This window comes from Amycolatopsis sp. SB7-3, from assembly GCF_041021335.1.
Taxonomy (GTDB): Bacteria; Actinomycetota; Actinomycetes; order Mycobacteriales; family Pseudonocardiaceae; genus Amycolatopsis; species Amycolatopsis japonica.
Map to the genome: position 1 here is coordinate 924,884 of NZ_JBFPJQ010000002.1, position 23,175 is coordinate 948,058.

32 protein-coding genes are annotated in these 23,175 nt (G+C 69.4%); 12 read left to right on the plus strand and 20 right to left on the minus strand.

Going from position 1 to position 23,175, the window contains the following annotated elements; translation table 11 throughout:
• Nucleotides 1–57: 57 nt before the first annotated feature.
• The gene (locus tag AB8M46_RS22500; protein ID WP_394361432.1) at nt 58–852 is read right to left on the minus strand and encodes a MerR family transcriptional regulator; all 795 of its coding nucleotides are present in this window, start codon (nt 850–852) and stop codon (nt 58–60) included.
• Nucleotides 853–930: 78 nt separating this feature from the next.
• On the opposite strand from AB8M46_RS22500, the gene AB8M46_RS22505 reads away from it, so the two are divergent.
• On the plus strand, nt 931–1,293 hold the full coding sequence (locus AB8M46_RS22505; RefSeq protein ID WP_394361433.1) for a nuclear transport factor 2 family protein: 363 nt from the start codon (nt 931–933) through the stop codon (nt 1,291–1,293).
• A gap of 37 nt (nt 1,294–1,330) precedes the next feature.
• Nucleotides 1,331–2,161, plus strand: coding sequence for an SDR family NAD(P)-dependent oxidoreductase (locus tag AB8M46_RS22510; RefSeq protein WP_394361434.1), 831 nt, complete (start codon nt 1,331–1,333; stop codon nt 2,159–2,161).
• Between the two features lie 120 nt (nt 2,162–2,281).
• Here AB8M46_RS22510 and AB8M46_RS22515 read toward each other — a convergent pair whose 3' ends face one another.
• The gene (locus AB8M46_RS22515) at nt 2,282–2,569 is read right to left on the minus strand and encodes a hypothetical protein (RefSeq protein WP_394361435.1); all 288 of its coding nucleotides are present in this window, start codon (nt 2,567–2,569) and stop codon (nt 2,282–2,284) included.
• A gap of 332 nt (nt 2,570–2,901) precedes the next feature.
• Between AB8M46_RS22515 and AB8M46_RS22520 the strand changes: the two genes are divergently transcribed.
• From AB8M46_RS22520 to AB8M46_RS22545, 6 genes are all read left to right on the plus strand, one after another.
• The gene (locus AB8M46_RS22520; RefSeq protein WP_162836892.1) at nt 2,902–3,057 is read left to right on the plus strand and encodes a hypothetical protein; all 156 of its coding nucleotides are present in this window, start codon (nt 2,902–2,904) and stop codon (nt 3,055–3,057) included.
• Nucleotides 3,058–3,160: 103 nt separating this feature from the next.
• Nucleotides 3,161–3,670: a hypothetical protein gene (locus tag AB8M46_RS22525; protein ID WP_394361436.1), complete on the plus strand. Its 510-nt coding sequence runs from the start codon at nt 3,161–3,163 to the stop codon at nt 3,668–3,670.
• 347 nt (nt 3,671–4,017) lie between these two features.
• The gene (locus AB8M46_RS22530; protein ID WP_394361437.1) at nt 4,018–4,836 is read left to right on the plus strand and encodes a L,D-transpeptidase family protein; all 819 of its coding nucleotides are present in this window, start codon (nt 4,018–4,020) and stop codon (nt 4,834–4,836) included.
• A gap of 25 nt (nt 4,837–4,861) precedes the next feature.
• On the plus strand, nt 4,862–5,548 hold the full coding sequence (locus tag AB8M46_RS22535) for a choice-of-anchor P family protein (RefSeq protein WP_394361438.1): 687 nt from the start codon (nt 4,862–4,864) through the stop codon (nt 5,546–5,548).
• A 21-nt stretch (nt 5,549–5,569) separates the two neighbouring features.
• Nucleotides 5,570–5,710, plus strand: a complete 141-nt coding sequence (locus tag AB8M46_RS22540; RefSeq protein WP_394361439.1) for a hypothetical protein — start codon at nt 5,570–5,572, stop codon at nt 5,708–5,710.
• 147 nt (nt 5,711–5,857) lie between these two features.
• Entirely contained in the window at nt 5,858–6,367 is a 510-nt protein-coding gene (locus AB8M46_RS22545; RefSeq protein WP_394361440.1) for a hemerythrin domain-containing protein, read from the plus strand.
• A gap of 215 nt (nt 6,368–6,582) precedes the next feature.
• On the opposite strand, the gene AB8M46_RS22550 is transcribed toward AB8M46_RS22545, so the two are convergent.
• From AB8M46_RS22550 to AB8M46_RS22560, 3 genes are read right to left on the minus strand one after another with little or no spacing between them, the layout of a single operon-like run.
• Nucleotides 6,583–7,461, minus strand: coding sequence for a sucrase ferredoxin (locus AB8M46_RS22550; RefSeq protein ID WP_394361441.1), 879 nt, complete (start codon nt 7,459–7,461; stop codon nt 6,583–6,585).
• Nucleotides 7,458–8,687: a cupin domain-containing protein gene (locus AB8M46_RS22555; RefSeq protein ID WP_394361442.1), complete on the minus strand. Its 1,230-nt coding sequence runs from the start codon at nt 8,685–8,687 to the stop codon at nt 7,458–7,460. The genes AB8M46_RS22550 and AB8M46_RS22555 overlap by 4 nt, the downstream gene beginning before the upstream one ends.
• Nucleotides 8,688–8,736: 49 nt before the next feature.
• A complete protein-coding gene (locus AB8M46_RS22560) occupies nt 8,737–8,934 on the minus strand; it encodes a hypothetical protein (protein WP_394361443.1) in 198 nt (65 codons plus the stop codon).
• A gap of 904 nt (nt 8,935–9,838) precedes the next feature.
• Between AB8M46_RS22560 and AB8M46_RS22565 the strand changes: the two genes are divergently transcribed.
• The 4 genes from AB8M46_RS22565 to AB8M46_RS22580 all read left to right on the plus strand — a co-directional run bounded on the left by AB8M46_RS22565 (nt 9,839) and on the right by AB8M46_RS22580 (nt 11,331).
• Entirely contained in the window at nt 9,839–10,240 is a 402-nt protein-coding gene (locus tag AB8M46_RS22565; protein ID WP_394361444.1) for a hypothetical protein, read from the plus strand.
• A gap of 63 nt (nt 10,241–10,303) precedes the next feature.
• The gene (locus tag AB8M46_RS22570) at nt 10,304–10,735 is read left to right on the plus strand and encodes an Hsp20/alpha crystallin family protein (protein WP_394361445.1); all 432 of its coding nucleotides are present in this window, start codon (nt 10,304–10,306) and stop codon (nt 10,733–10,735) included.
• A gap of 80 nt (nt 10,736–10,815) precedes the next feature.
• Entirely contained in the window at nt 10,816–11,019 is a 204-nt protein-coding gene (locus AB8M46_RS22575; protein WP_037339096.1) for a hypothetical protein, read from the plus strand.
• Nucleotides 11,020–11,046: 27 nt separating this feature from the next.
• Nucleotides 11,047–11,331, plus strand: a complete 285-nt coding sequence (locus AB8M46_RS22580; RefSeq protein WP_394361446.1) for a J domain-containing protein — start codon at nt 11,047–11,049, stop codon at nt 11,329–11,331.
• Here AB8M46_RS22580 and AB8M46_RS22585 read toward each other — a convergent pair.
• From AB8M46_RS22585 to AB8M46_RS22655, 15 genes are all read right to left on the minus strand, one after another.
• Entirely contained in the window at nt 11,286–11,813 is a 528-nt protein-coding gene (locus AB8M46_RS22585) for a hypothetical protein (RefSeq protein WP_394361447.1), read from the minus strand. The two genes, AB8M46_RS22580 and AB8M46_RS22585, sit on opposite strands and share 46 nt — an antisense overlap.
• 31 nt (nt 11,814–11,844) lie before the next feature.
• Nucleotides 11,845–12,162 (minus strand): hypothetical protein, encoded by a 318-nt coding sequence (locus AB8M46_RS22590; protein ID WP_394361448.1) that lies wholly within the window; start codon nt 12,160–12,162, stop codon nt 11,845–11,847.
• 144 nt (nt 12,163–12,306) lie between these two features.
• Nucleotides 12,307–13,653, minus strand: a complete 1,347-nt coding sequence (locus tag AB8M46_RS22595) for an MFS transporter (RefSeq protein ID WP_394361449.1) — start codon at nt 13,651–13,653, stop codon at nt 12,307–12,309.
• A gap of 4 nt (nt 13,654–13,657) precedes the next feature.
• Nucleotides 13,658–15,028, minus strand: coding sequence for a serine hydrolase domain-containing protein (locus AB8M46_RS22600; RefSeq protein WP_394361451.1), 1,371 nt, complete (start codon nt 15,026–15,028; stop codon nt 13,658–13,660).
• Nucleotides 15,028–16,266, minus strand: coding sequence for a DegT/DnrJ/EryC1/StrS family aminotransferase (locus tag AB8M46_RS22605; protein WP_394361452.1), 1,239 nt, complete (start codon nt 16,264–16,266; stop codon nt 15,028–15,030). The genes AB8M46_RS22600 and AB8M46_RS22605 overlap by 1 nt, the downstream gene beginning before the upstream one ends.
• A gap of 9 nt (nt 16,267–16,275) precedes the next feature.
• Complete coding sequence (locus tag AB8M46_RS22610; RefSeq protein WP_394361453.1) at nt 16,276–17,259, minus strand: NAD-dependent epimerase/dehydratase family protein; 984 nt, start codon at nt 17,257–17,259, stop codon at nt 16,276–16,278.
• Between the two features lie 71 nt (nt 17,260–17,330).
• Nucleotides 17,331–17,966 (minus strand): LysE family translocator, encoded by a 636-nt coding sequence (locus AB8M46_RS22615; RefSeq protein WP_037339102.1) that lies wholly within the window; start codon nt 17,964–17,966, stop codon nt 17,331–17,333.
• Between the two features lie 120 nt (nt 17,967–18,086).
• The gene (ectA, locus tag AB8M46_RS22620; RefSeq protein ID WP_394361454.1) at nt 18,087–18,608 is read right to left on the minus strand and encodes a diaminobutyrate acetyltransferase; all 522 of its coding nucleotides are present in this window, start codon (nt 18,606–18,608) and stop codon (nt 18,087–18,089) included.
• On the minus strand, nt 18,605–19,384 hold the full coding sequence (locus tag AB8M46_RS22625; RefSeq protein WP_394361455.1) for an enoyl-CoA hydratase-related protein: 780 nt from the start codon (nt 19,382–19,384) through the stop codon (nt 18,605–18,607). The genes ectA and AB8M46_RS22625 overlap by 4 nt, the downstream gene beginning before the upstream one ends.
• Nucleotides 19,381–19,620 carry an acyl carrier protein gene (locus tag AB8M46_RS22630; RefSeq protein WP_394361456.1) on the minus strand — a complete coding sequence of 80 codons (240 nt, stop codon included), beginning with the start codon at nt 19,618–19,620 and terminating at the stop codon, nt 19,381–19,383. The genes AB8M46_RS22625 and AB8M46_RS22630 overlap by 4 nt, the downstream gene beginning before the upstream one ends.
• 20 nt (nt 19,621–19,640) lie before the next feature.
• A complete protein-coding gene (locus tag AB8M46_RS22635) occupies nt 19,641–20,627 on the minus strand; it encodes a hypothetical protein (protein WP_394361457.1) in 987 nt (328 codons plus the stop codon).
• Entirely contained in the window at nt 20,624–21,244 is a 621-nt protein-coding gene (locus tag AB8M46_RS22640) for a 4'-phosphopantetheinyl transferase family protein (protein ID WP_394361458.1), read from the minus strand. Before AB8M46_RS22640 ends, AB8M46_RS22635 begins: the two co-directional genes overlap by 4 nt.
• Complete coding sequence (locus AB8M46_RS22645; RefSeq protein ID WP_052120627.1) at nt 21,241–21,726, minus strand: flavin reductase family protein; 486 nt, start codon at nt 21,724–21,726, stop codon at nt 21,241–21,243. Before AB8M46_RS22645 ends, AB8M46_RS22640 begins: the two co-directional genes overlap by 4 nt.
• A 7-nt stretch (nt 21,727–21,733) precedes the next feature.
• Complete coding sequence (locus AB8M46_RS22650) at nt 21,734–22,912, minus strand: acyl-CoA dehydrogenase family protein (protein ID WP_394361459.1); 1,179 nt, start codon at nt 22,910–22,912, stop codon at nt 21,734–21,736.
• Complete coding sequence (locus tag AB8M46_RS22655) at nt 22,912–23,166, minus strand: phosphopantetheine-binding protein (protein ID WP_037339114.1); 255 nt, start codon at nt 23,164–23,166, stop codon at nt 22,912–22,914. Before AB8M46_RS22655 ends, AB8M46_RS22650 begins: the two co-directional genes overlap by 1 nt.
• Between the last annotated feature and the right edge of the window lie 9 nt (nt 23,167–23,175).

Below are 23,175 nucleotides of genomic sequence, written 5' to 3' on the forward strand. Positions count from 1 at the left end.
CGCCGTGGCTGTCGGCGACCCTGTCTTGTTCCCAGGCCCGGCTTCGCGCCGACCGCTTCAGGTGACGCGAAAGACCGGCCAGCCGATCTCGGTGCGCCACGCAGCGGGATCGCCGGTGTCACGCGGGCCGACGAGGTAGACCTCCCGCACCGGCCCGGCCACCGACATCGCGTTCTCCACCACCCAGGTCCCGAGCTCGCCGTAAGTGACCTCGATGCCGTCGTGCTCACCGACGTGGGTGGTGACGGCCAGTTCCGCGGCCGGAAGAGTCACGGGATGCACGCGTCCGGTGTGAGGTGGCGCGGCGGTCGGCAGGTAGAGGAGCGCGTGACCGTGCTCCTGCTCGAACAGGGCGTTGTCGTAGTTGCCACCCAGGGGGCCGGTCGCGGCGGCGCCGACGGCCGCCTCGAGTTCGGCCACCGCGCCCGCGAACCAGGCCTCGACATCGCGATGCCCGATCACGGCCTCCACCGCCGCGACCGTCCGGGCGGGCTCCGCGCGCAGCTCGACGTCGATCGGCGCGGGATCGGGCCGGAGCAAGCGCCGCAACGACACGACCGCGGCCCGGGTGCGGTCGAGCACGTCCTCGAGGCGTTGCAGGTGATCCGTGACCAGAGCCGCCCGGACACCGGGATCGGGGGTCCGCAGGATGCGCTGCACATCGTTCAAGGGGACGTCGAGTTCGCGGAGCCGGTGGATGACCTGCGCGGTCGGGATCTGGTCGACACCGTAGTAGCGGTAACCGGTGGTTTCGTCCACCACGGCGGGCTCCAGCAGGGCCGCCTCGTGATACCGGCGCAGTGTCCGCACGCTCAGGTGGGTCAGCCGCGAAAACTCCCCGATGCTCAGCATCCCCTCATCCTGGACCCTCCCCCTGGGAGAGAGTCCACGGCTTGACCCTCCCACGCCGCGAGGCCACACGATCGACTCATGACACCGCACACCGACCTCCCGTCCGATCTGCTCCCGACCACCGTCCGGGAGTTCTTCGCCGCCCACGTCGTCCACGACGCCGACACCGCCTCGTCGTTCCTCACCGAGGACGCGGTGATCATCGACCAGGACGAGACCTTCCACGGCCGAGAGAAGACCCACGCGTTCCTGCGGGACGCCGGGACCGAGTTCGAGTACACGACCGAACAGATCGGCGCCCACCGCGCCGACGACAACCACTGGGTCGTGACCGTGCGGCTCGAAGGCAACTTCCCCGGCGGCCTCGCCGAGCTCGACTACCGGTTCACGCTCCGGGACGACCGCATCGCCGAAATCGTCATCGCCAACCACGCGGCCTGACCGAACCCGCGCACGTCGATCTTGAATGGAGAAAATCATGAAGACTTGGTTCATCACCGGTGGGACGCCCGGAGGGTTCGGTCTGGTCTACGCCGAGGCCGCACTGGAGCAGGGCGATCGAGTCGCGGTGACCGTGCGTCGGCCTGCCGAGCTACGGGAATGGGCTGAACCTTACGGCGACCGCGTGCTGGTTCTCGAGCTCGACGTCACCGATGCCCAGCAGGTGCGTGCGGCGGTCAAGGCGGCGGAGGAGCGGTTCGGCGGAATCGACGTGCTCGTCAACAACGCGGGCCGCGGCTGGTTCGGCTCGATCGAAGGGGCCCCTGACGAGACGATCCGCCGCACGTTCGACCTCAACCTGTTCGCCGTGGTCGACGTGGTGCGTGCGGTCCTGCCGGGTATGCGCGCACGCGGCGGCGGTTGGATCGTGAACATGTCGTCGGTGGCGGGCCTCGTCACCGCACAGGGGTTCGGCTATTACTCGGCGGCGAAGTTCGCGGTCGAAGGACTGTCGGAGACGCTGCGGCTCGAGGTCGAGCCGTTCGGTGTGCGGGTGCTCGTCGTAGAGCCGGGCGCAACCCGCACCAAGGCCTTCGCCGGCTTCCAGGACCAACCCGTCAACGAGGTCGTCGACGCTTACGTACCGATGGTCGAGAGCGTCAAGGCGGCGTTCGTGGACCACAACGGCAAGCAAGAAGGCGATCCCGTTCGAGGAGTGCGGGCCGTGCTCAGCGCGATGAGCGCACCCGTTCCGCCGCGCCGGATCGTGCTCGGCAACTCCGGCTACGACGTCGTCACCGCGATGCACGAGAACGCCCTCGTGGAGCTACGCGCCAACGAGAAGCTTTCACGCAGCACGGACTTCTAGCCCAGCGGCTGCGGGCCGCGCGTGTTCAGGTTGCTGCGCAAGGACTTCGGCGATGCTGTCGGTGATGGCGTGGTGGGCGGAGCTACTGCACCCGACCGCGCGTTCGGGCCACGCGGGAGTTCAGTCGTGGTGATGCTTCCGCGCCAGTTCCGCCGTCGCTTCGGCGATCTTCCGTTCCAAACTCGGCTCGTCGGCGAGCAAGGCGAGAATCTCGTCAGCGCTCAGCTTCAGCAGCATTCCGCTGACCTGCGCCGCCAGAACGGGCTGATGCCTCTGCACGCGAGGAAGCAAAGCTTCACCGAGCCAAACCTTGCGTTGTTCCGGCGTGAGGTCGGCGGGCATCTCGTCCGGGGGCGAACTCACGCCGACCGCCGCACCCGGCCGGTCGACGCCACCAAAGCCGCGCACCGCGACAACGAGATGTGGCGACGGCGCGCCATCTCCCTCAGTTCGCCACCAGCCCGTTCACGGCTGACGCCTCGAGCGACCAGAATGGCCTCCGCCCGCTCGACATCTCCAACGGGCACGATCGCTTTCCTGCGAAACAACACTGCGTTTTCCTCCGGCGGCACTTCACGACGACTCAAGGCGTTTACCCACGATCCGCGGATTCAAACCAGGGAATTCTGTGAAAGAAACCCTGGCCGGACGGTGTTTGACGAGACGCCGATGCGGGCACCACCAGCCAGTCCCCATCGTGGCGGCGGTTCGTTTCGGCCGCTCCAGGAAAGTGAGTCACCATGATCGTGCTCGGAGTCATCATTCTCGTGATCGGCCTGATCGTCGACATTCCCGTGTTGACCACCATCGGCGCCGTCGTCGCCGTCGTGGGCGTGGTTCTGGCGATCCTCGGCAGCACGGGACGCAAGGTGGGCGGCCGCGCCCACTGGTTCTGAGCCACTCGTTCGAACCGACGGCCCCGGTCCACGTTTCACCCGGACCGGGGCCACGTTCTTCCCTCTCGGCACTTTCTTCTCCACCGCACCTGCGAGGACCACGATGCCTGAGCCGACCACGCCGGAACCCCTCCCGGCCGAACTACGGGCACTGGCCGCCGAGGCCGACGCCCTCGCCGAGCGGACCGCGGAAATGGCCGCTCGGCTGGCGGCCACGGACGACGGGCACCTGCAACGGCTCGCGCAGCCGATGAACAAGGCCACCGACGATCTGGCCGGCTACACCGGCGAGATCGCCAGAACCGCCGAGTCCCTGGCCCGTGTCCGGGTGTCCCGCGATCCTCATCTGTGCGACGTGCCCTGGGGTGTCTGCCCTGACCACGGTGTCACCTTGCACTCGCTCGGCGACCGGGCCTGGTGCACCGCGACGGGCTGTGACAACTCCTGGGATTACGACCGGCTGCACACCCCCTGCACGGAACCGGCCGCGGCGATCGCCACCGATCGCGACGGTGTGACCGGCTCGCTCTGCTCCGCGCATGCGTCGGACGCCGCGCGGCGACTGGACGGATGCAGCATCGAATATCTCGGTCACCGGACGACGAACGGCTGACCGATCCCGTTCCACGGGAAGGCCGATCGCACTCCGTCGGCCGAATGGGTCTGGTGTTGACCACAGCGGGTGATCAACGCGCGGCGATTCATCACCTCTACTCCGGGAAACGATTCCGAGCACATACTCTGAGTGGGCTCGCCCCGTCGTTACCGGTTTTCCTCCGTTTTCCCCGATCGTGTGAATTCACCGAACATCTGCGACCTGGGAGAACACGGCAAAGCCGCAGGCAGATCCTCCCGTGCGCGCATGGTGATCATTGATTAACACATCGCGCCGATGTTAGGAATGTTCCCCACGGAAGCGAATTCCGTTGTGGAACACTCTGCCCAAGGACAAGGCACTCGATGACCAACCTGCAGACCTTCAGCGGTCGTGCGCGCCCTCGTATGGCTTTCCTTCTCCTCCCCTTGACAGTGGTCGCCTTGCTGACCGGCTGCGGAACGAAAGGCGGCAACGGCGCCACCGACGGTTCCATGACCACGCCGGCGGTGGAGCCCGCGGCCGCCGCCGCGCTCCCGGAGGCGAACACCTTCGGCGAACTGGCCTCCGCGCCCGCGGACCCGTCCCCCACCGCCCCGACCGGCGGCGAAGTACTGCATCCCAAAGAGGACGCGGTCGTCTTCCGTGCCCCCGGTGGTGAGCCGATCGCCCGCCTCCCCCGAACCCAGATCGGATCGCCGACCTGGGTTCCGGTGATCGCCCGGCAGGGCGACTGGGCACAGGTCCTGTTGCCCACGAGGCCCAACGGAGCGACCGGCTGGCTGCACGCCACCCCGGATGCCGTGGAATCGGCACAGAACGATTTCCGCGTCACCGTGGATCTCGCGGGTTTTCGGCTGGAAATCCACGAAGCGGGCAAGCCGGCCGGCTCGTGGACCATCGGCACCGGAAAGCCGGAACACCCCACGCCGACCGGCCGCGCGTTCATTCTCGCGTCGATACAGGAAAGCGTGAACACCTACAGCCCGATCGTGCTGCCGCTGAGCAGCCATTCCGCTTCACACGAAACCTTCGGTGGCGGTCCCGGCACCGTCGGCCTGCACACCTGGCCGGACAACAGCTTCGTCGGCAAAGCCACCAGCGACGGCTGCATCCGCGTCACCCGCGAGGCGTTGAACCGCCTCGTCGAACTGCCGCTCGGCACCATCGTCCAGATCACCTGACACCCGATCACGGAGGTATTTTCCCTTGTTCCCACGCACTACGAGCGCGCTCGCCGGTACGGCGGTGGCACTCCTGACCTTCACCGCCACTCCCGCCCAGGCCGCACCGGCCGACTCCGCGTTCGCCGTCGCCGCGTCCGGGCTGGTCAAGATTCCCCGCACCCCAGCCGTCTCCGGAACCAGCAAGGAATCTCTCGTGTCAGCGGGTTTGCCGACCCCCGGCCCCTCACTGCTCACTGCGAAGGCCTTGACCGCCGAGGTGAGAGCCGGGCGAGCCGAGTCCGTTGTCACCGGCCTCGCGCTCAACCTCGGCCTCCTACCCGCCACGCTCCCGCTACCCGGGCTGAGCGCTGAAGCGATCAGGGCAGAATGCCGCGACGGCAAAGGTTCGGTGTCGATCGCGAAGCTGAAGGCCGGCGGCAAGGTCCTCGACCTCGACCGGGTGCCGCCGAACACCACCGTCCCGGTGGCCCAGCTGATCGAACTCGTGGTGAACAAGCAGACCAAGAACAACGACGGCACCCTCACCGTGACCGCGGTATCGGCCAGGCTGCTCGGCCAGACCCAGACCGTGGACATCGCTTCGGCCACCTGTGCCAAGGCAGGCACTTCGCCGGAACCGACGACCAAGCCCGCCGCCGACAAACCCCAGCCCAGCGGCAAAGCGCCCAAACCCACCCCGGTTCCCGCGCATCTGGACGTCACCGGCTGATCTCAGGAGCCGGCCGAAGTAGTGGCACGCGGTCACCAGCAAGGCGCCAGTGTCTGCCTCCGTTCCCGGACGGCCAGCGCGACCGAGGCCGGCACCTGGCTGTGGGGCGACGACTGCTACAATCACGGCCGCATCGTCAACTACGGCTGGTACGACGGCTGACAGTGATCTGGCCGGCGGCCCGTTCCCTTGTCGTGGGGCGGGCCGCCTCGTCCTTCGGCCGTGCTTCGAGTTGCAGGACGGCCGCTGCCCAGGAATTGTCGGCATATGACTGCCGTGACGATTCCCCGTCCAGTTGCTGGTGACGTCGTGGACCTCATCCTGGACGACCACCGCCTGTTCGAACAGCTCCTCCGTGACCTGCGGGACGCGACCGCGGACCGGGAAGGTGCCCGAGCCGCGTTGTCGGCGGCACTGATAGCGCACGGTGAAGCCGAAGAACAGGATGTCTACCCCGCCCTGCGGCGCAAGGACGCCATCGACAAGCACGAGCAGGAACACGGCGAGGAAGAACACGCCGAAGGCAACCAGGCGCTGTTGGACCTGCTGGAATGCAAAGGCACCGACACACAGAAATTCGACGACGCGGTCGAGAAGCTGGCTGAGGCGCTCATGCACCACATCGGCGAGGAAGAGCAGACGATCCTCAACCCAGCGCGCACCGAAGTGAGCGAGAAGGTCCGCCAAGACCTGGGCACGGCGTGGGCCCAACGCCGCAACGCCCTGCTCGACCAGGACTGCGGTTCGATCGAGTTCGTCAAAAAAGTGGTGGCCCGAGCCGAGAAGTCGGGTCTGCTTTCCTCCGACGACGACAAGTGACCGCCCCGAATCGACGATGCAGCGTGCGCTGAGCGCGAGCGGGCGTGCGAGCCGGGCGATCACCTTTGACCGCGAGGACACCCAGGACGATCACGACCGGATCGTGACGCCGAGGGCATTCGCCGGAACCAGAGGCTTGATCACGAACATGACGACCATCACGGCGCCGAGCGCGCCCCACCACCACCACTGATCCCCCATACGGTCACCCACCATCAGTACCGCAAATCCAGCAGTTCGAACACCCGTATCGTCCGCACGGGCTCGGTCGCGCACGTGAGCCGTCGGCCTGCCGGGATGCGGCCTTCGCGCAGCCGCACGATGCAGTCGGGTTCGGCGAAGACCACCTGCCAGTCGGTATCACCGGTTCGTGTGGTCTTCGTCAGCCGGAGATCGTCGATGCCGACGACGCCGGTGGCGGCGCGGGCGTGATGGTGCGCCGCTTGGACGACCGGTGGGTGCGAGGAACGGCCACGCAGGAACCGGCCGTCGATGACCCCGTCAAGGTACCGCCGGAAAAGACCGCTCGCGTCGGCCGGACGCAGGCCGCCGAAGGTGAAGCCGTGTGGCAGCAACACCATCGAGGGAGCGAACCGGCAGCCGCCGAGATGGCTGCATTCCCAAGTGGACTCGGAGAACTCCGCGGCCAGCGTGGTCGCGAGCGAACGGCCGCGCACCGCGCAGCAGGTGTCGTGTCTGCCATGGACGCACACGAGCGCGAGGGGTTCCTGCCACACGCGTCCCTCGGCGAAGGTGCTGCGGCCGAGTTCCGCGGCGTCGCTGAATTCCCCGGTGCGGATCTGCTCGTGGCCGGGGCGGGCGTCGACGCGGAACCAGCGGAACGGCCGATCGCGGATGGGCGGACGCCGAGCGACACGGCGCACCAGAGCGATCCGCCCGTTGACCCGCGCCGCCCAGCGACCAAGCGGGGCGACCGCACCCGGATCCATCCCGGATTCCCTGAGCGCGAAGCGGCCCCAGGGGCCCGGATGCTCGACCAAGAGCCAGTGCTCCGCGGGCGGGGCCGTTCCCTCCCTGGGATCGCCCGCGGCTTCGGCCAGGTCCGCACACCGTTGCGCCGGGGTCGCGATCATGCGGTCGCGGCCATCAGCACGCCTTCCCTGAGCAGGCGGCGCACGAGCACGAACTGATCGCTTCGATCCATTCCCGGGATCTCCCCCAGCCGCCACACCCTTCCGTCCAGTAGCGCCGTCAAGGCGGTCGAGGTGGCTGCCGGCAACGAAAGGCGACGATCCGGGAGTTCGAGAACGATCCTGCCGTCCGCTGTGTCGCCGATGCGGAAACGCAAACCGTCGCGACGCCGCACGGCATCCCCGTCGCCGAGGCCCAGCACGAACCTCGCCGTGGCGACCGGTGCCAGCGGTTCCGGACGATTCCCTTGCCACACCTTGTCCCGGACATGCCGGGCGAGGGCGTCGCCGGGTACCGCCCGCAGCGCGGCGATCAGAATTTCCCGGACGGACTCGACCTGCTCTTCCAGCCGGTCCGGGTCGCCGACGTCCATCCCGAGCGGGAGCGACGCGCGCAGCCCTTCCTCGGAACCGACGAGCGCGGTGAGCGCCTCCACCAGAGCGAACGCGGTGATCACGTGGACGCCGACGGTCAGATGCGCGGAAACGTCACCGAGCGCCGTCGCCGAATGGAGCCAGCCGCGGGGCAGATACATCATGTCGCCCGGTTCGAGGACTTCGTCGATGACCGCAGCGTCGTCACGGGCCCGCGCGGCCACGGCATCGGCGTGCTCGCTCCACGGCTGATCACGCAGCGGCGACGGGTGGACGGGTGCGTGCACCTTCCATCGTTTGCGGCCGGCCACCTGGAGCACGAAGACGTCGTGCACGTCGTAATGCGCCGAGAAGCCTTGCGACGACGGCGGGGTGACGTAGGCGTTCACCTGCGCGGGATGGCCCAGCTCGTCGGCCAGGCGCGTGGTGAAGTCGATGACGGCCGGCCAGATGCGGTGCAGCCCCTGGAGCACGATGGTGCTGCCGTCGGCGAAAAGAGCGGCGACCCGGTCGTCGCGGACCTGGTCGCCGATCTCCGCACCCACACCGCCCCCGCCGGTGAACGAGCGGGAATCGACCACCGCGCCGTCGCGAGCCAGCCGCAGGAACGGCGTCCGCAGCCCGCGGCGGGAAAGGATTTCGTCGACGCCGTCCAGATCGAGCAGATCACCGAAGTCGCCGCCGGTTCGCCGCAACAACGGTTTCCTGCCCCAATGCCGGGCGGCGAACTCCTCGATGTCGGAACCGACCAGGCGCGACAGGGCAGGTTTCGACGCGCGGCCGTCCACCGGCACCGGGAGGCTTTCACGCCTTGGCCCGGTATCGGTGGACGGCTCGCTCAGATCAGCTCGCGCCACTGTCCGCGCCGCCGTCGTGCTGGCCGGGGGTGCCTTCGCCGGCGCCGGAATCGGCAGGCCCTTCGGCGCCACCGTCCGCCCCACCGTCGTGCTCGCCGGAAGTCCCCTGGCCCGCCCCGGCGTCGGCCGGTCCTTCCTTGTCCTTGTCCGAGGTGGTGGAGATGTCGTCGTCGTTCAGGCTCATGTCGATTCCCTTTCCCATGATCCGGATGAATCAGGGGCCGGTTACCCCGGTTCCGCCCGGGACACACCTGCGGAGACCGATTCGCGACTTGTCCCGCGCTCTGCGGGAGTGTCCCCGCGGCGTACGGTGAGTGCACGTGTGGTTCAACCCGCGGCGGGATGGACTTCTTACAAGCGGCCAACGGCCACTTGTAAGGACCCCGCCGCGGCGCGCGGCGGGGTCGCCGGAGTGTCACAGTCCTGAAAGTCGCGCTCGATGACATCACCTGCCTTTCACTCAGCCGTGCCGGACTCCACGAACCGGTACCGGAGGTGAACGCTGCCGCATCCAGCGCTCACCGACGTGGACCGCGGGACACGGTCGCGCTGTCGGTGAACGGGCCGGCCGTGCGGTCCGAGCGGCGCGTGATCGCTCGGACGGGGCCGCGCCCCGCGAACGCCGAGGGGGAATGCGTGAGACATCGGCGAAAGAGGCCGCGATGATCGACTCGAACTCGGTGCGCAGCCACACCCGGTCCGCGTACACCAGCTCGGCGAACGCTTCGTTCACCGCTGTACGGCGGATACCGTGCCGCATCTCGATCACTCCCCGGAACGTCGTCGGGACCGAAGCCAGGTCAAGTCATCTCTGAAAAACTATGTAACTCGCCTTGCCGAGGATGTCAAGCCCGCACACTTGCGGCCCCGCGCCCGACGTGCTATCAGAGAATTAGCACTCGGGGGTCGAGAGTGCTAACGGGCCACACCTCTCCACAAGGACGGAAAAGCATGGCAGCTGTGATCGTTTTCAGCACCGTGGTCACGGGCATCGTCGCGATGGTCACCGTGGCCGCCCGCAGATACCACCTGGACGATCTCACCCGCGACTGACCACGGATTCCCGCTCACGAACCGATGGAGCATTCATGGGGTTGAACAAAGTCTGGATACGCACGCTCAGCGATGGCCTTCTCCGTGCCGACCAGGTCATCGGGCTGACCGCGCACGCCACCCCGTCGATTCCCGGCAAATCCCCGCGCTGGCTGTTCGACGCCACCGTCGCGGTCCCCGCGGGCAGCGGCAACACCAGTGGCTGGGACGTCGGCATCCTGCATCGCACACTGATCCAGACACCCGTCGAACCGGTCGAGGCACCCGACGAGCTCGCCCGCCTGCTGGCCCGTCTCGACGAGCCGGGCACGGCCGGGATCATCGAACCGATGGCCGACCGGATCGCGGACGGCGCCGGCCGGATTCGTTTCCACTTCAGCTCTTTCGGCGATGCCACGGCGGCGGAACAGGAACACGAAGCGGCGAGCCGCCGTTGAAAAGAACGAAGGCACACGCTTTCGCCGCGAAGAAGTGGCGATACGAGGAAGGAGGCAATTGTGATGTTGATGCGAACCGATCCGTTCCGTGAGCTGGACAGGCTCACCCAGCAGTTCCTGGGCGCCAACGGCACCGCTTCCCGCCAAGTGATGATGCCGATGGACGCCTACCGGTCCGGCAATGAGTACGTGGTGGCGTTCGACCTGCCCGGGGTCTCGCCGGATTCGATCGAAATCGACGTGGAACGCAACGTGCTGACGGTCAAGGCCGAACGCACCCTCGAACCGGGCGGGGACGCCGAGGTCCAGGTGGCCGAGAGGCCTCGCGGGGTGTTCAGCCGTCAGCTGTTCCTGGGAGACACGCTGAAGACCGACGACATCAGCGCGGACTACGACGCCGGGGTGCTCACCCTGCGCATCCCGATCGCCGAACAGGCAAAGCCACGCAAGATCGCCGTCACCGGTGGCGAAACGGCCAAGCAGATCAACCCCTGACCGTTCCCGAGCACCACTCGACGCGGCGCGGCCCGCCCTCCGCGGTGCGGGCCGCGCCCCCTCAGCGCAGGAGTACCGCGATGCTCGACGACGAAAAGCCCGTGGCGGACGTGGCCGACCAGCACCGGCTCGCCCACGCGGTGGACGGTGATCCCGGCGAACACTTCGACGAGGAAATGGCCACGGCGTTCGACGCGAATCGGATACCGGAGGCCGATCCCGCCGACGTGGCCGACCAGCGACGTGACGTTCCGGCGCTCGCGGACCGGGAACCCTGGCACTGACCGGGTTTTCGGGGCAGGTGATGGAGCATGACGGCCGATCCGTACACGGTGCTCGGGGTGGCTCGCGACGCGACACCGGCCGATATCGCGACGGCGTATCGCCGTCTCGTTCGCAGGCTGCATCCCGATGGCCGGTTTCCGGATCCCGAGCGCCTCGCCGCCGTCCTGGCGGCCTACCGGACGCTTCGCGACCAAGCTCCGCGGACGAACGGGTCGCGCGGCGTCGCCATTCCCGTCCGTGTCCACAAACGACGGAGCTCGTCGCCCTACCTCCGGTGGCGTCCGGGTTCCGATGACGGCGAGAAGCCGTGATCGGGCCTACGGCCGAGCCAGCGCGCCGTTTGCGGAATCAGCGCCAACAGGAGCGTCGCGGCCGCCGCGACCAGGACCACCGCGAACGGCCAGCCGGAGCCGATGCGCGGGGTGAATCCGCTGTACGAGACAGCGAAACGCGAGCCTACCCACGGCACGAGCAGGACCAGGCCGGCGAATCCGCAGGCGATCGACGCTCCGGCCGCGGCGAGTACCCGCCCAGGCCTTTTGCGCCGGAGCAGCATGATCCCACCGCTCACCAGCAGCGCTGTGGTGAACAGATCGATCACCGCGGCGATCCCCAGGAAGAGGGGAACGGCGACGGAGAGATCGATGTCGGGCGCGACGACTCCGACGGCGAGCAGGATGAGGGAATAGGCGAATTCGACGGTGTGGAGCGCGGCAGCTGCCAGGAAACCGAGACCGCCGAGAATCGCGAGAACCCCGGCAGCGATCCCGGTGGCGCTTTTCGGCTGCGACATCGCGGCGGGCAACGGATGGTGTCGACGGTCGTCAGCAGGCCTTGACGATGACCGAGTGCGCCTTGCTGCCGAGGTCGAGGATCTTCACGTTCCGGTTCCCCGCAGGCACGCGAACCTCATAGGTGCCCGGATTGACCGGGTATCCGAAGTAGCTGCCCGCCGGAGCGGCCCCGGTGCCCGCGATCATCGCACCGTCGGTGCGGTGGATCGTCGTGGAGACCGAGCTGCCGCAGTTGTTCGAGATGTAGATCTTGCCCTTGGTCGCGGCCGAGGCGGAGCCTGTGCCGAGGACCGAGACGGCCAGCCCTGTGGTGGCCAGAACGGCAAGTACGCGCCGGGTAGTCGTCATGGTGGCTTTCTCCAGTATCCGATCGGGGTCGGCCACAAGCTACCGGCAGGCGTGTTCCCCTGCTGTCGGTCGAACAGACCACAACGCACGAGTCGATCGGTGATGTCGGTCTCGCCGGCGGCCTCGAACGCCCGCGCGAAGTGCTCACCGCACCCCGTGGGTCCCCGCTGTGACCCGTGGCCCGCCCAGTCCGAGGGTCGCGGCCGTACCGAGGACGGCGGCCCCCAAAGCCACGAAGATCCCGGACGGCAGATCGGTCGCGCCGCTCCCCAGCGCGACCGTACTGATCACCGCCGTGCCGAGCGCGGAGCCCAGCTGCGGCGCGGTGTTGAGCAGACCGGACGCGATACCGCGGTCCGTCTCCCCCACCACGGAGGTCCCGGCGTTCGTCGCCGCGACCGACGCCGCGCCGAGCCCGGTTCCCGAAATCGCGAGCGACACCGCGAAGCCAGCCGTCGAGCCGGTGCGCAGCGCGATCAGCCCGATCACCAGCGCCGCGGCTACGACACCGAACGCCCCGAAGGCGACCCATCGGCCGCTGAGCCGGTCCAGCAGCCGGGTGCCCAGCCAGCTTCCGCCCACGACGCCGATGCTGAAGGGGGCGAACAGGAATCCGGTGGTCCCGGCCGACAAGCCTTGCTGCTGCTGGAAGAACACCGTCCCCAGCACACTGGCCGGGGTGGTGGCGAAGGTCAGCGCGAACGCCACCACGAGCGCGGCGTCGAAGCGCGGCGTGCCGACCAGACGCGCCGGGACCAGCGGGTCGGCGGTCCGCCGCTCCACCATGACGAAGGCCGCGAGCAAGGCGACAGCGCCCGCGAGAGCGACCACCCGGACGGTTCCGGTCGCCGCGCTGACACCGTAGATCGCGGCGAGCAACCCACCGGTCACCAGCATGGCGCCCGGCAGGTCCAGCGAACCGCGTCCGGCGCGTTCGGTACGTGCGGGCAGCAGGGAACGCGCGAACAGCAACACCGCCAGGCAGATCGGCACGTTGAGCAGGAAGATCGAGCGCCAGCCCGCGTAGTGCACCAGCAGTCCGCCGAAAAGGAACCCGGCCGCTCCCCCGGCAGCCGCCGTGGCCGTCCACCAGCCGACCGCGACCACCCGCTCCCGGCCTTCGGCGGTCAGGGACAACACCAGGGCGAACGCCGCCGGGACGACGAACGCGGCGGCCATTCCCTGGATCGCGCGAGCGGTGATCAGCACCTCGATCCCGGGCGCCAGGCCACCCGCGAGGCTCGCGGCCAGGAACGCGGTCATTCCCCAGACGAACGTCCTCCGGTGCCCGTAGCGGTCCGCGACCCGCCCCGCCGACACCAGGAAACCCCCGAACAGCAACGCGTAGCCGCTGACCACCCATTGCGTGGAGGCCTCCGCGCCGGGGAACCGGCGGCCGATCTCCGGCAGGCCGATCACCGCGATCGTCACCCCGAGCACGTCCACGAACTGAGCCGCACACAGCAGCAGGACCGCCGCCCGCTCGCGCATCACATCACCCCATCACGCTGTCCATCCTGCGATCCCGCAGCCGATCCCGCCACTCACGCCGGACGTAGGGCAGGCCGTTGAGATGCACCACCGGCACACTCCCGTCGCCGGACACCGTCGCGCCCAACGCGATCCGCCGCGTACCGGCGTGCGGACCCCACGGCGGCGCGCCGGGGTCGAACCGAGCCGGGCTCCGCCACACCCCGCCGAGATGCGGTGCCAGCCGCGCGCATTCCTCCTGTGACCGCAATTCCAGGTCCTCGTCGCCGCCCCTGGACACGTTCAGCGTCGGCGCTCCCGCCCGGACGTACTCGCCGGGCAAGGCGCGCGCGGCGACGGCATCCGGCCTTGGATCCGTGTCGGACTCCTCGATCCGGCCCAGGCCGTCGAACAGCGACGCCATCACCTCGTAGCGCCGCTCCCGCAGTTCCTCTCCCCGGTTGTCCATCCACACCACGCCGCGTCCGCGCGCGGGGTCGAGGATCAGCTTGGCCCACATCCCGCCGAGAAAACCTTCGTGGCCGATCTGCCGGACACCTCCGGTTTCCGGGGTGAGATAGCAGCCGAGGCCGTAGCGCAGGTCGATGTCCAGCCGGGGATCGGAATGCGGTGTGTGCATGGTTTCCAGTCCCCCGCGCAGGTGCAGCGCGCCGAATCGGGCCATGTCCACCACGGTCGAATAGCACAGCGACGAAGGTTCGTGTTTCGTTCCCGCCCTGGCATCGTGTTCGACCCGCAGCGCCGCGCCGGACCGGACATGGTGCTGGGCGAGGGAATGCGTCATCGCGACCATCGGGTCGTGCGTGCTCCGGGTCATCCCCGCCGGTTCGAACAGCCGCTGCCGCATCAACTCCGCGAACGGCGTGCCGGTGACCTCCTGCGCGACGAGCCCGGCCAGGCTGACGCCGAGGTTGCTGTAGCCGTAGAACTGGCCCGGTCCGGTGAGCACGGGCGTCCGCGCGTAGTCGCGACGGACCGCCTCGGCGAGGCCCGCCGGGTCGCGGCTGAGGCCTTCGTGCGTCACAGCATCGGGAAGGAGCCCGGAACGGTGACTGAGCAGATGCCGCAAGGTCGCGCCGCCGGTCCCCTCGCCGGTGCGGCGGCGGAGGCCGGGAACGTAGTCGTCGACCGGCCGATCGAGGTCCAGTACGCCCTCGGCGGCCAGGGTGACCAGAACCGTCGCGGTGAGCATCTTCGTGATCGAGTAGATCCGGAACACGGTGTCCGGCGTCATCGTGTGCCCGGTCTCGACGCTGGTGACCCCGTCGGCCACCGCGACGCCGGGTCCGGCCGCGGTGAAGGAGCAGACGGCGACACCGGGAACGTCGTGCTCGCGGCGGAACCGGCTCAGGCACTCTCGGATGTCGGCGTCCATCACGCCACCGCCTCCACCCGCTGCCGCGCCAGCGCCCGTCCGACGGCCTCGACGACGTAGTCCGCGTCGTGGAGACCGAGTTGCGGCGAGAGCGGCAGATTCACCAGGCGCCGGAACCAGACGTCTTCCGCGACCGGCACCGCACCGAAGACACCGCCGCGCCGGCGCCACTCCGGCAGCAGGTGGACCGGGAAGTACCGCAGCACGACCTCGATGCCCTCCCGCTCCAGGTCCCGGACGAGTTCGTCCCGGTCGATCTCCTCGTCCCGCAGGAGAAACGCGTACAGGTGGTGGGCGTGGGCATGTCCCTCCGGCGTCTCCAGCACCTGGACGCCGAGCTCACGCAGCCCCGCGTCGAGCCGCTCGGCCACGGCGTGACGCCGCGCGATCAGGCTGTCCAGCCGCCGCAGCTGGGACCTGCCCATCGCCGCGGCGGGGTCGGCGAGTTGCGCGTTCAGCCCGCCGGATCTGATCCGGGCGCAGTCGTGGGTGTACGCGTTCTTCTCGTGGGTGACCGGCCTGGGCAGCGTTCCCGTTCCGTAACGGCCGAACTCGAGTGGCTTGCCCCTGCGCACGAACTCGGCGTCCGGGTTGATCGCGCGCAGCGCCCGCAGCCGGTCGGCCACCCCGGCGTCGCGGACGGTGAGCATCCCACCTTGGCCGAGGGTCGAGATGTTCTTCAGCGAGTGGAAGCTCCAGCAGCCGATGTCACCCCAGGTCCCCGCGCTGCGGCCACCCGCGGACGCTCCGATGGCGTGCGCGCAGTCCTCGACCAGCGCCACACCGGCCCGCTCGGTCAGCGCTCGCAGCTCTTCGACGCCGCCGCAAAGACCGCCGTAGTGGGTGGTGAACACCGCGCGCGTTCGGGGCGTGAGCGCGTCGGCCACGGACGCCGGATCGAGGCACAGCGTGGTCACGTCGATATCCGCGAACCGGACGGTGACGTCGCGGCCCAGCAGTGGCGCGGCGGTCGCCTGGAAGGTGAGCGGTGTCGTGACGACCTCGTCGCCCGGTTCGAGTTCGAGCACACGCGTGGCCAGTTCCAGCGCCATCGTGCAGCTCGACACCGCCACCGCGTGGGCCGCGCCGGTGCGCCGGGCGAACTCCTCTTCGAAGCGCGCCACCTCGGCGCCGTCGGAGAGATGTCCGCCGGAGGTGAGCACGGCCGTCACGGCCGCGAGGTCTTCCTCGGTCACTCCACTGCCCTGCCCGTGCTGCGGAATTCGGTACGTCGTCATGGTTTCCCCTCAGCTCGCGATCGGGCGCGCCGGTTTGAAGTACGTCGGCACCGCGGGCAGTTCCGGGGACGGCCCCAGTTCCGCGGCGAGCCGGGCGACACCCTCGTCGAGGGAGATCTCCGGCTGGAAACCCAGCCCTCGCAAGCGGTCGATGTCGGGAACGTGGCGATAGGTGTCTTCGGTGACGGAGGCGTCCACGACGAGTTCGACCTCGCGCCCGGTCGCCGACGAGATCGTGTCCACGAGCTGCCGCAGGCTGTACTCCGCCCCGGTGCCCAGGTTGTAGGTGGCGCCGCGTTCCCCGCGCTGGGCCACCAGTTCCAGCGCGCGCACCACGTCGGAGATGTGGGCGAAGTCGCGGGTCTTCCGGTCGAGGTCGCCCGCCGCCTGGACGGGGAGACCGTTGAGGTGCCAGCGAAGGTATTGCGAGACCTCTCCCCCGGCGGTCCGGGGATCCTCACCAGGCCCGTACAGGGTGAACGCGCGGGCGACGACCGTGTCGAGACCGAACGTCTCGCCGAACGCGCGAACCACGTGCTCACCGGCCAGTTTGGACGCCCCGTAGGGCAGAAACGGTTCGGTGGCATGGGTTTCCGGCATCGGTACCACACGCGGCCTGCCGTAGACCATCGCCGACGAGAGATAGACGAGCCGGGAGACGCCTGCCGAGACCGCGCCCGCGCACAGATTCGCCGTGCCGAGGGCGTTGATCCCGAAATCGAACAGCGGGTTCTCCACCGACCGGGTCCCGCTCGGGTTGCCCGCGAGGTGGAACACCGTCCTCGCCCCGGCCAGTGCCGCCGCGGCCTGCCCCGGATCGCGCAGATCCGCGCGCCGGTAGCCGATTCCCGGCGGCAGCACCACCGCCGCCGGATCGGCGATGTCGGCGACGACCACCCGGGCGCCGGCGTCGTGCAGATGCCGCACCAGATGCCCGCCGACGAAGCCGAGCCCGCCGGTGACGACGGTGATTCCGTTTTCTTCGATCGACATGTTCGTTCCCCTATCGAACGCGATGAAGCCTTTTCGGGCAGCACGGACCCCGGCTGCCTCGTGAAAGTCGTTCAGCTGCTGACCACCAGCGCGCCGCCGAGGCCGACGAGCGCCGTCCCGGTGACCCGGTCGAGCACCTTGCGCGGCCCGCTGCGTCGCATCAGGCCCGACAACCGCGCCGTGAGCATCACGAACAGTCCCCACCAGAGGACACCCAGCGCGATGTCGAGCCCGCCCAGCAGCAGCACCTGGGGCGCCACGGCGGCGTCCCGGTCGATGAACTGGGGCAGCACGCTCACGAAGAAGAGCGCGGCCTTCGGATTGAGCACGTTGGACAGGAACGCCTGGCGGAAGATCCGCGACGGGCGCCCGGTCACCGGTTCGCCGGAATCCGCACCGGGTTTCTCGCTCTCCGGCTCGGTCTTCCAGGACTTCCAGAGTGCCTGTGCCCCCAGGTAGACCAGGTAAGCGGCTCCGACGAGTTTGAGCACGGTGAACGCCACCGAGCTGTGCAGGAGAGCGGTCGAGACACCGAGCGCCGCGGCCGTCATGTGCACGGCCAGGCCGCACTGCACGCCGATCGCCGCGATGAACCCACTGGAACGCCTTCGCGCCGAAAAGCGCAGGATCACCATCCAGTCGGGGCCGGGGACGACGTAGGCGACCATGACCACGCCGATGAACACCGCCAGCGTTCCCGCGCTCATCGTCCTCCCTCTCCGCTCCGCACGCTTCCGCTCACCCGGGTTCCCGATCATGGGCCGTTCCAATCACGCGGTGGCGGCCCCCGGATCCGTGTCACTCGAAAGCAGGGTTTCGGCATCGGCTCAGCCCTGCCGAGGGTTTTCGATGGAGAACCGGTACAGCATCTCGACGTCGTGCCCGTCGCCGAGTTCCGCGGCGCCGAACAATTCGCTGATCTCCAGCTCGCCCGCGTATTCCGCGGCGAGTTTCCGGATCAGCATGATGATCGCCCGGTTACCGGGGTTGACCGTGGTTTCGAAGGTCCGCGCGCCGTCCGCCCGGACGCGGCGCGTGATCTCGTCCATCATCGCGAACGCGAGCCCCGGTACCGGCCGGTCCTGGTCGATCGCCGATTGCCAGGCGAAATAGACGGCCGGATCGCGCGGCGGCCGGTACCCGGTGACGAACCCGAGGATCCTGCCGTCGTGCTCGGCCAACAGCGAGGTCGACGCGAAGTCGCGGCACCAGATCAGATAGGCGTACCGCGTGTTGACGTCGAGCCGCCCGGACCGGCGGACGAGATCGTGCACGGCGGCGGCGTCCCCCACGGTGGGAGACCGCAGCGTCACCTCTCGCACGGACGGTTCACCGAGTACGGAAGTCATCGCACTGCCTCGATTCGTTCGGTCATTGCGCTCGCGAGATGGGCTGGGGCGTGCTCGCTGTTCCACGTCGCGACCCGGTCCAGCCCGGCGGTCAGCGCCGGTCCGTGTGGATGGTCGAGCACGCGTTTGACCTCGGCGAGCACGGACGGCGGTTTGGCCCGGACGAGATCCGCGAACCGGTGGGCCGCGTCCCGCGCCCCGGCCATCGAGTCGGCCACGTCGTTGACCAGCCCGGCCCGCAGCGCGCGGGCGGCCTCGAAGCGGCCTCCGCCCAGGGCCAGTTCCCGGACGACACCTTCCCCGGCGAGCCGGGGCAGCCGTTGCAGGCCACCGAGATCGGCGACCACACCCAGTTCGGCTTCGGGCATGGAGAACCAGGCGCGTTCGGTCGCGAACCGGACGTCGCACGCGCTGACCAGCTCGAACGCGGCGCCGGTGCATTCACCGTCGATGATCGCGACGACCGGGCGCGCGCAGGACGCCACACCGGTGATCGCCCGCTGCAGGCGCCGGATGTCGGACGACAGCGTCTCGGTGGTGTCGCCCCGCCGCGCGGCGCGCCGGAGCCGGGTGAGGTACCACCGCAGGTCCAGCCCGCGGGAGAAAAGGTCCCCCGCTCCCCGCAGGAACACGCAGCCGCGTTCCTCGGTGAGCGAGCCGGTGAAATCGGCGAGTTCGGTCCAGAACGCGCCGCCGAGCACGTTGCCCTCGCCGGTCCCCCGCACGACGACGTCGAGGTCGCCGGCGTCGGTCCGCTCGACGGACAGGGCGTTCATGTCGCGCCACCCCGTTCGACGATGGACGCCAGATCACCGATCCGGTGGATGTTCCCGAGGTCTTCGTCCTCGATCGTGCAGCCGAAGTGGTCCTCCACCAGGGAAAGCAGGTCGATCACCTGCGCGGAGTTCATCCGGAGGTCGCGCTCGAGCGCGGAGTCGGCGGTGATTTCGCCGGGCGTCTCGTCGAGTTGTCCACGGACGAGCGCGGCGATCGCGGGTACGGGATCGGACATGGCCGTCAGCTCCTTTCTGGTCAGTCGCCGGGGCCGTCGAGTACGGCGAGCGCGCCGGCGGCGCGGCGGCCGGTCTCGTGTTCGAGGTCGGCCAGTTCGGCGAACGCGCCGCGGACGAGGGCCGGGCGGGCGCGGCCCCGGTGGGCGGAGGCGACCGCGAACCGCAGGGTGCGCGGCAGTTTCGACCACCCGTCGGCCGCGGAGTCGAGTGCCTTCCGGCTCGCCGCGCCGGTGGTGCGGTAGCCCATGTGCCGGGTCAGCCGCCGGTAGCGGAAGAGATGGTGCCGGGACGCGGCCCAGCAGTCGTCGACGACGCCGGGATCGCCGAGCAGCGCGTCGCCGTCGGACAGGCGTTCCCCCAGCCGTTCCAGTGCGGTGGCGCTGTCGGTGATCCAGCGGCCGGGTAGTACGGACGGCCGGATCCGAGGGAGACTCCGCCGGAGCAGCAGGTAGCGGTTTCGAGGAACCGGTACCTCGAAACCGAACGCGAAAGTGTTGCGCAGCCGGTGCTTCGCGGGTTCGTCGTGATCGCGGCGCATGAGTGAGCGGAGCCCGGCGTCGTCGATCCAGCCGTCGAACGGTTCCTGTTCGGCCCCGCTGGTCATCAGCCCGGTGAACCGGTCGTGGACATGCCAGCGACCGCCCTCGTGGCCGTCGACGAGCACGAAATGGGGTGCCGCCGCCCCGTCCGGAGCCGCCGACCACGGCAACTGCGAGCTGTAGCCGACGACCAGGGCGCGGCCGAACCGGCCGATCTCGTGCCGGGCCACCTCCCGGGCCGCTTCGAAGTCGTCGAAACCCTCGTAGGTCAGCCGGGAGCCGTCACCGAGCCGGTTGAGCGGGCGGTCGTGGTGCGACATCGCGATCAGCCCGTCGGGCCGGTCGAGGTCGACCGCGAGCCGCACGGACGCGGCGAGGAAGTCTGCGCTGCCCGCCGCCTCGCCTTCTTCGAGGTAGGCCGCGAGGTTGGCGGTGTAGCAGCTGAGTCCCGGCGCGGTCTCCGTCATCGGTTCCTCCTTTCCGTGAACGCGCAGCACACCGCGGCGGCGCTGTCGGCGTCCCGGAGGTGCAGCCATCGCAGGGCACGCCACACACCCGCGCGGTCGGCGGGGTGGACGGGGATGGTCCAGGGACGTCCGGCGATACCCTCTCCGGTCGCCTTGACGCAGGCTTCCTGCGCCGCCCAGATGCGGGCGAAGCGCCGGGCGCGGTCCGGCGGCGAGGCCGCGGTGAGATCCGAAGCGAGCCGGGGCTCGCAGCAGCGCCGCATCATGCCGGGGCTGGGCAACCAGGCTTCCTGGACGTCGACGCCGACGTCCCGGCCGGGAGCGACCGCGACGGCGACCGTGTCGGCCGAATGGGACAGGCTGATCCCGACGTCGCGGCGGGCCGGCAGCACGGGCTTTCCGTGCACGGTCTTGCCGACGCGGGTGCCGTCGACGTCCAAAGTGGACAACGCGTGGGCCAGCAGGGCTCGCGCGGCCGAGTACTCCTTCGCCCGCCAGGCGGGCAAGGAACGGGCCTCCGTGACGGCCTGGGCCGGCACCGGCAGGTGGTCGAGGACGTCCGCGATCGGGCCGACGGTGACGTGCACGCCCTCCGCGGCTTCGGTCCGCGCGATCACAACACGGCCTTCAGTTCCCGGCGATGCACCAGCAACGGGCTCAGTTCGTGCCGGATCTCGCTCCAGCGAGGCGCCCCGACGACCAGCACGTGGTCGGCGTACGGGAGTTCGTCCGCGACGTCGCAGGTGAGCGCCGCGACACCGCCGCCCGGGACCGGGAGCCCGTCGATGTCGCGGACCTCGGTCCGGTGGAACCGTCGCGCGGCGGGCAAGGCGGAGAAGTCCGAGCACAGGCCGCCCTGGCCGGAGCTGAGCACGGTGATCGCGAACCGGCCCGTGCGCCGGAGGTGGCCCAGTGTCGAACTCCCCGCGCAGAGCGCGAGCACGATCAACGGCGGGGAATCCGACAAGGACATGAGCGCGTTGACGGTGCACCCAGCCGGACCGTCCGGTCCGGCGGTCGTGACCACGGTGACGCCGGTGGGCCATTGGGCCATCAGCGACCGGAAACCCGCCTGGTCCTCGGTGAGGGAAAGGGTCATCGCCGCCTCACCAGCCCAGCGTGACGTCGCGGTCGAACAGGGCCAGCGCGCCGTTCGCGTCGAGCAGCCGGTCGTTGGCGTAGTTCAGGCTGGACGCGCGCAGATCGCGGAAGACCCGTTCCAGCGGGATCGACGATCCTCGCATGTACCCGTGCCGGAGACCGGTGAGCTCGATCAGGCCGTCGACCACCGCCAGCGCGTGCTCGGCGGCGAAGACCTTCAGGCCGTTGAGCCGCAGCTGCACCGGAACGGCTTCCGGATCGGACGCGGTCTCGGCGTCACGGATCACCTGCCCCAGCAGGGCGGACATGGCGTCCAGGTCGAGCCGGGCGGTCGCCAACCGGCGGCGAAGCAGTTCCGACGCCGGGTCGAACTGACCGCGGGTACGGGGCCCGCGGATCATCTCCAGCACCGCGGCCAGCGCGCCGCGGGCGCCGCCGAGCCAGCACGCGGCCCAGCCGATATGCCCGGCCGGCACGAACGTCCGGATCGCGACCTCGCGGAATTCTCCCGGCCGCCCCACCACGTTCCGGGGGTCGACCTCGCCGGTCAAGGTGAGCGGGACACTGTGCGTGCCGCGCATCCCCATCGGATTCCAGCTGCCGCGCCCGACGGTCACCTCGATATCGGCACGGTCGGCGTAGACCAGGGAGACGTCGTCGTAGCCCGCGTCAGGTCCTTTCCGCATCGTCACGAGGAAACCGTCGGCGACGGCGCCGCCGGTGACGATCGGGGCGTCACGGTGGATCGCCAGCCGGGGACCGGACGGCGTCAGCGGCGCCTCCGCGGTGAGCAGATGCCCGCCCTTGCCGCGTTCGCTGGTCACCGACGCGAGGTAGACCTCGCCCGCGGCGATCCTCGGCAGCAGGTCCTCGCGCAGTTCGCGACCACCGTGGGCGACGACCGCGGCGACCTGCTGGCAGTGCATCGCCCAGATCATCGCGGTGGACACGCATGCGCCGCCCAGTTCCACCGACGTCCTGGCCAGGTCCGTCAGGCCGCCGCCGAGCCCGCCGAATTCGCGCGGGACGAGCAGGCCCATCAGCCCGGACCGGCGCAGTGCCGCCAGTTGTTCCGCCGGGAATTCCGCCGTTTCGTCGATCGCGCGGGCGTGCTCCCGCAGTACCGGGACGACCTCCGCGGTCCGTTCGGCCAGGGTGGCCGGTTCCGTCGCGGTCGCGGTCATCAGCTGTTCACCCCCGCCTCGTGGGCCTGGCGGACCCGGTCGTACAACGCGCCCTGCGTCGCGAAAGTGCTGTCGGTCATCGCTTCGTCGGGAAGCTGTACGCCGAATTCGTCTTCGAGATCGAAGAGCAGGTCGATGGCGCGCATCGAGTTCAGGCCGAGGTCCTTGAGTTTGGCGTCGGCCGTCAGGTCCTGTCCCGGCTCGAGGTTCGTGAGGTGCTTGCGCAGGACGAGGTTGAAGCGTTCGGTGTCCATGGTTCCTCC

Coding starts and splice junctions, on each gene's coding strand:
- AB8M46_RS22500 (WP_394361432.1), bottom strand. CDS start 852: ATGCTGAGCATCGGGGAGTTTTCGCGGCTGACCCACCTGAGCGTGCGG.
- AB8M46_RS22505 (WP_394361433.1), top strand. CDS start 931: ATGACACCGCACACCGACCTCCCGTCCGATCTGCTCCCGACCACCGTC.
- AB8M46_RS22510 (WP_394361434.1), top strand. CDS start 1,331: ATGAAGACTTGGTTCATCACCGGTGGGACGCCCGGAGGGTTCGGTCTG.
- AB8M46_RS22520 (WP_162836892.1), top strand. CDS start 2,902: ATGATCGTGCTCGGAGTCATCATTCTCGTGATCGGCCTGATCGTCGAC.
- AB8M46_RS22525 (WP_394361436.1), top strand. CDS start 3,161: ATGCCTGAGCCGACCACGCCGGAACCCCTCCCGGCCGAACTACGGGCA.
- AB8M46_RS22530 (WP_394361437.1), top strand. CDS start 4,018: ATGACCAACCTGCAGACCTTCAGCGGTCGTGCGCGCCCTCGTATGGCT.
- AB8M46_RS22550 (WP_394361441.1), bottom strand. CDS start 7,461: ATGATCGCGACCCCGGCGCAACGGTGTGCGGACCTGGCCGAAGCCGCG.
- AB8M46_RS22560 (WP_394361443.1), bottom strand. CDS start 8,934: ATGAGCCTGAACGACGACGACATCTCCACCACCTCGGACAAGGACAAG.
- AB8M46_RS22565 (WP_394361444.1), top strand. CDS start 9,839: ATGGGGTTGAACAAAGTCTGGATACGCACGCTCAGCGATGGCCTTCTC.
- AB8M46_RS22570 (WP_394361445.1), top strand. CDS start 10,304: ATGTTGATGCGAACCGATCCGTTCCGTGAGCTGGACAGGCTCACCCAG.
- AB8M46_RS22575 (WP_037339096.1), top strand. CDS start 10,816: ATGCTCGACGACGAAAAGCCCGTGGCGGACGTGGCCGACCAGCACCGG.
- AB8M46_RS22580 (WP_394361446.1), top strand. CDS start 11,047: ATGACGGCCGATCCGTACACGGTGCTCGGGGTGGCTCGCGACGCGACA.
- AB8M46_RS22585 (WP_394361447.1), bottom strand. CDS start 11,813: ATGTCGCAGCCGAAAAGCGCCACCGGGATCGCTGCCGGGGTTCTCGCG.
- AB8M46_RS22590 (WP_394361448.1), bottom strand. CDS start 12,162: ATGACGACTACCCGGCGCGTACTTGCCGTTCTGGCCACCACAGGGCTG.
- AB8M46_RS22595 (WP_394361449.1), bottom strand. CDS start 13,653: ATGCGCGAGCGGGCGGCGGTCCTGCTGCTGTGTGCGGCTCAGTTCGTG.
- AB8M46_RS22600 (WP_394361451.1), bottom strand. CDS start 15,028: ATGGACGCCGACATCCGAGAGTGCCTGAGCCGGTTCCGCCGCGAGCAC.
- AB8M46_RS22605 (WP_394361452.1), bottom strand. CDS start 16,266: ATGACGACGTACCGAATTCCGCAGCACGGGCAGGGCAGTGGAGTGACC.
- AB8M46_RS22610 (WP_394361453.1), bottom strand. CDS start 17,259: ATGTCGATCGAAGAAAACGGAATCACCGTCGTCACCGGCGGGCTCGGC.
- AB8M46_RS22615 (WP_037339102.1), bottom strand. CDS start 17,966: ATGAGCGCGGGAACGCTGGCGGTGTTCATCGGCGTGGTCATGGTCGCC.
- ectA (WP_394361454.1), bottom strand. CDS start 18,608: ATGACTTCCGTACTCGGTGAACCGTCCGTGCGAGAGGTGACGCTGCGG.
- AB8M46_RS22625 (WP_394361455.1), bottom strand. CDS start 19,384: ATGAACGCCCTGTCCGTCGAGCGGACCGACGCCGGCGACCTCGACGTC.
- AB8M46_RS22630 (WP_394361456.1), bottom strand. CDS start 19,620: ATGTCCGATCCCGTACCCGCGATCGCCGCGCTCGTCCGTGGACAACTC.
- AB8M46_RS22635 (WP_394361457.1), bottom strand. CDS start 20,627: ATGACGGAGACCGCGCCGGGACTCAGCTGCTACACCGCCAACCTCGCG.
- AB8M46_RS22645 (WP_052120627.1), bottom strand. CDS start 21,726: ATGACCCTTTCCCTCACCGAGGACCAGGCGGGTTTCCGGTCGCTGATG.
- AB8M46_RS22650 (WP_394361459.1), bottom strand. CDS start 22,912: ATGACCGCGACCGCGACGGAACCGGCCACCCTGGCCGAACGGACCGCG.
- AB8M46_RS22655 (WP_037339114.1), bottom strand. CDS start 23,166: ATGGACACCGAACGCTTCAACCTCGTCCTGCGCAAGCACCTCACGAAC.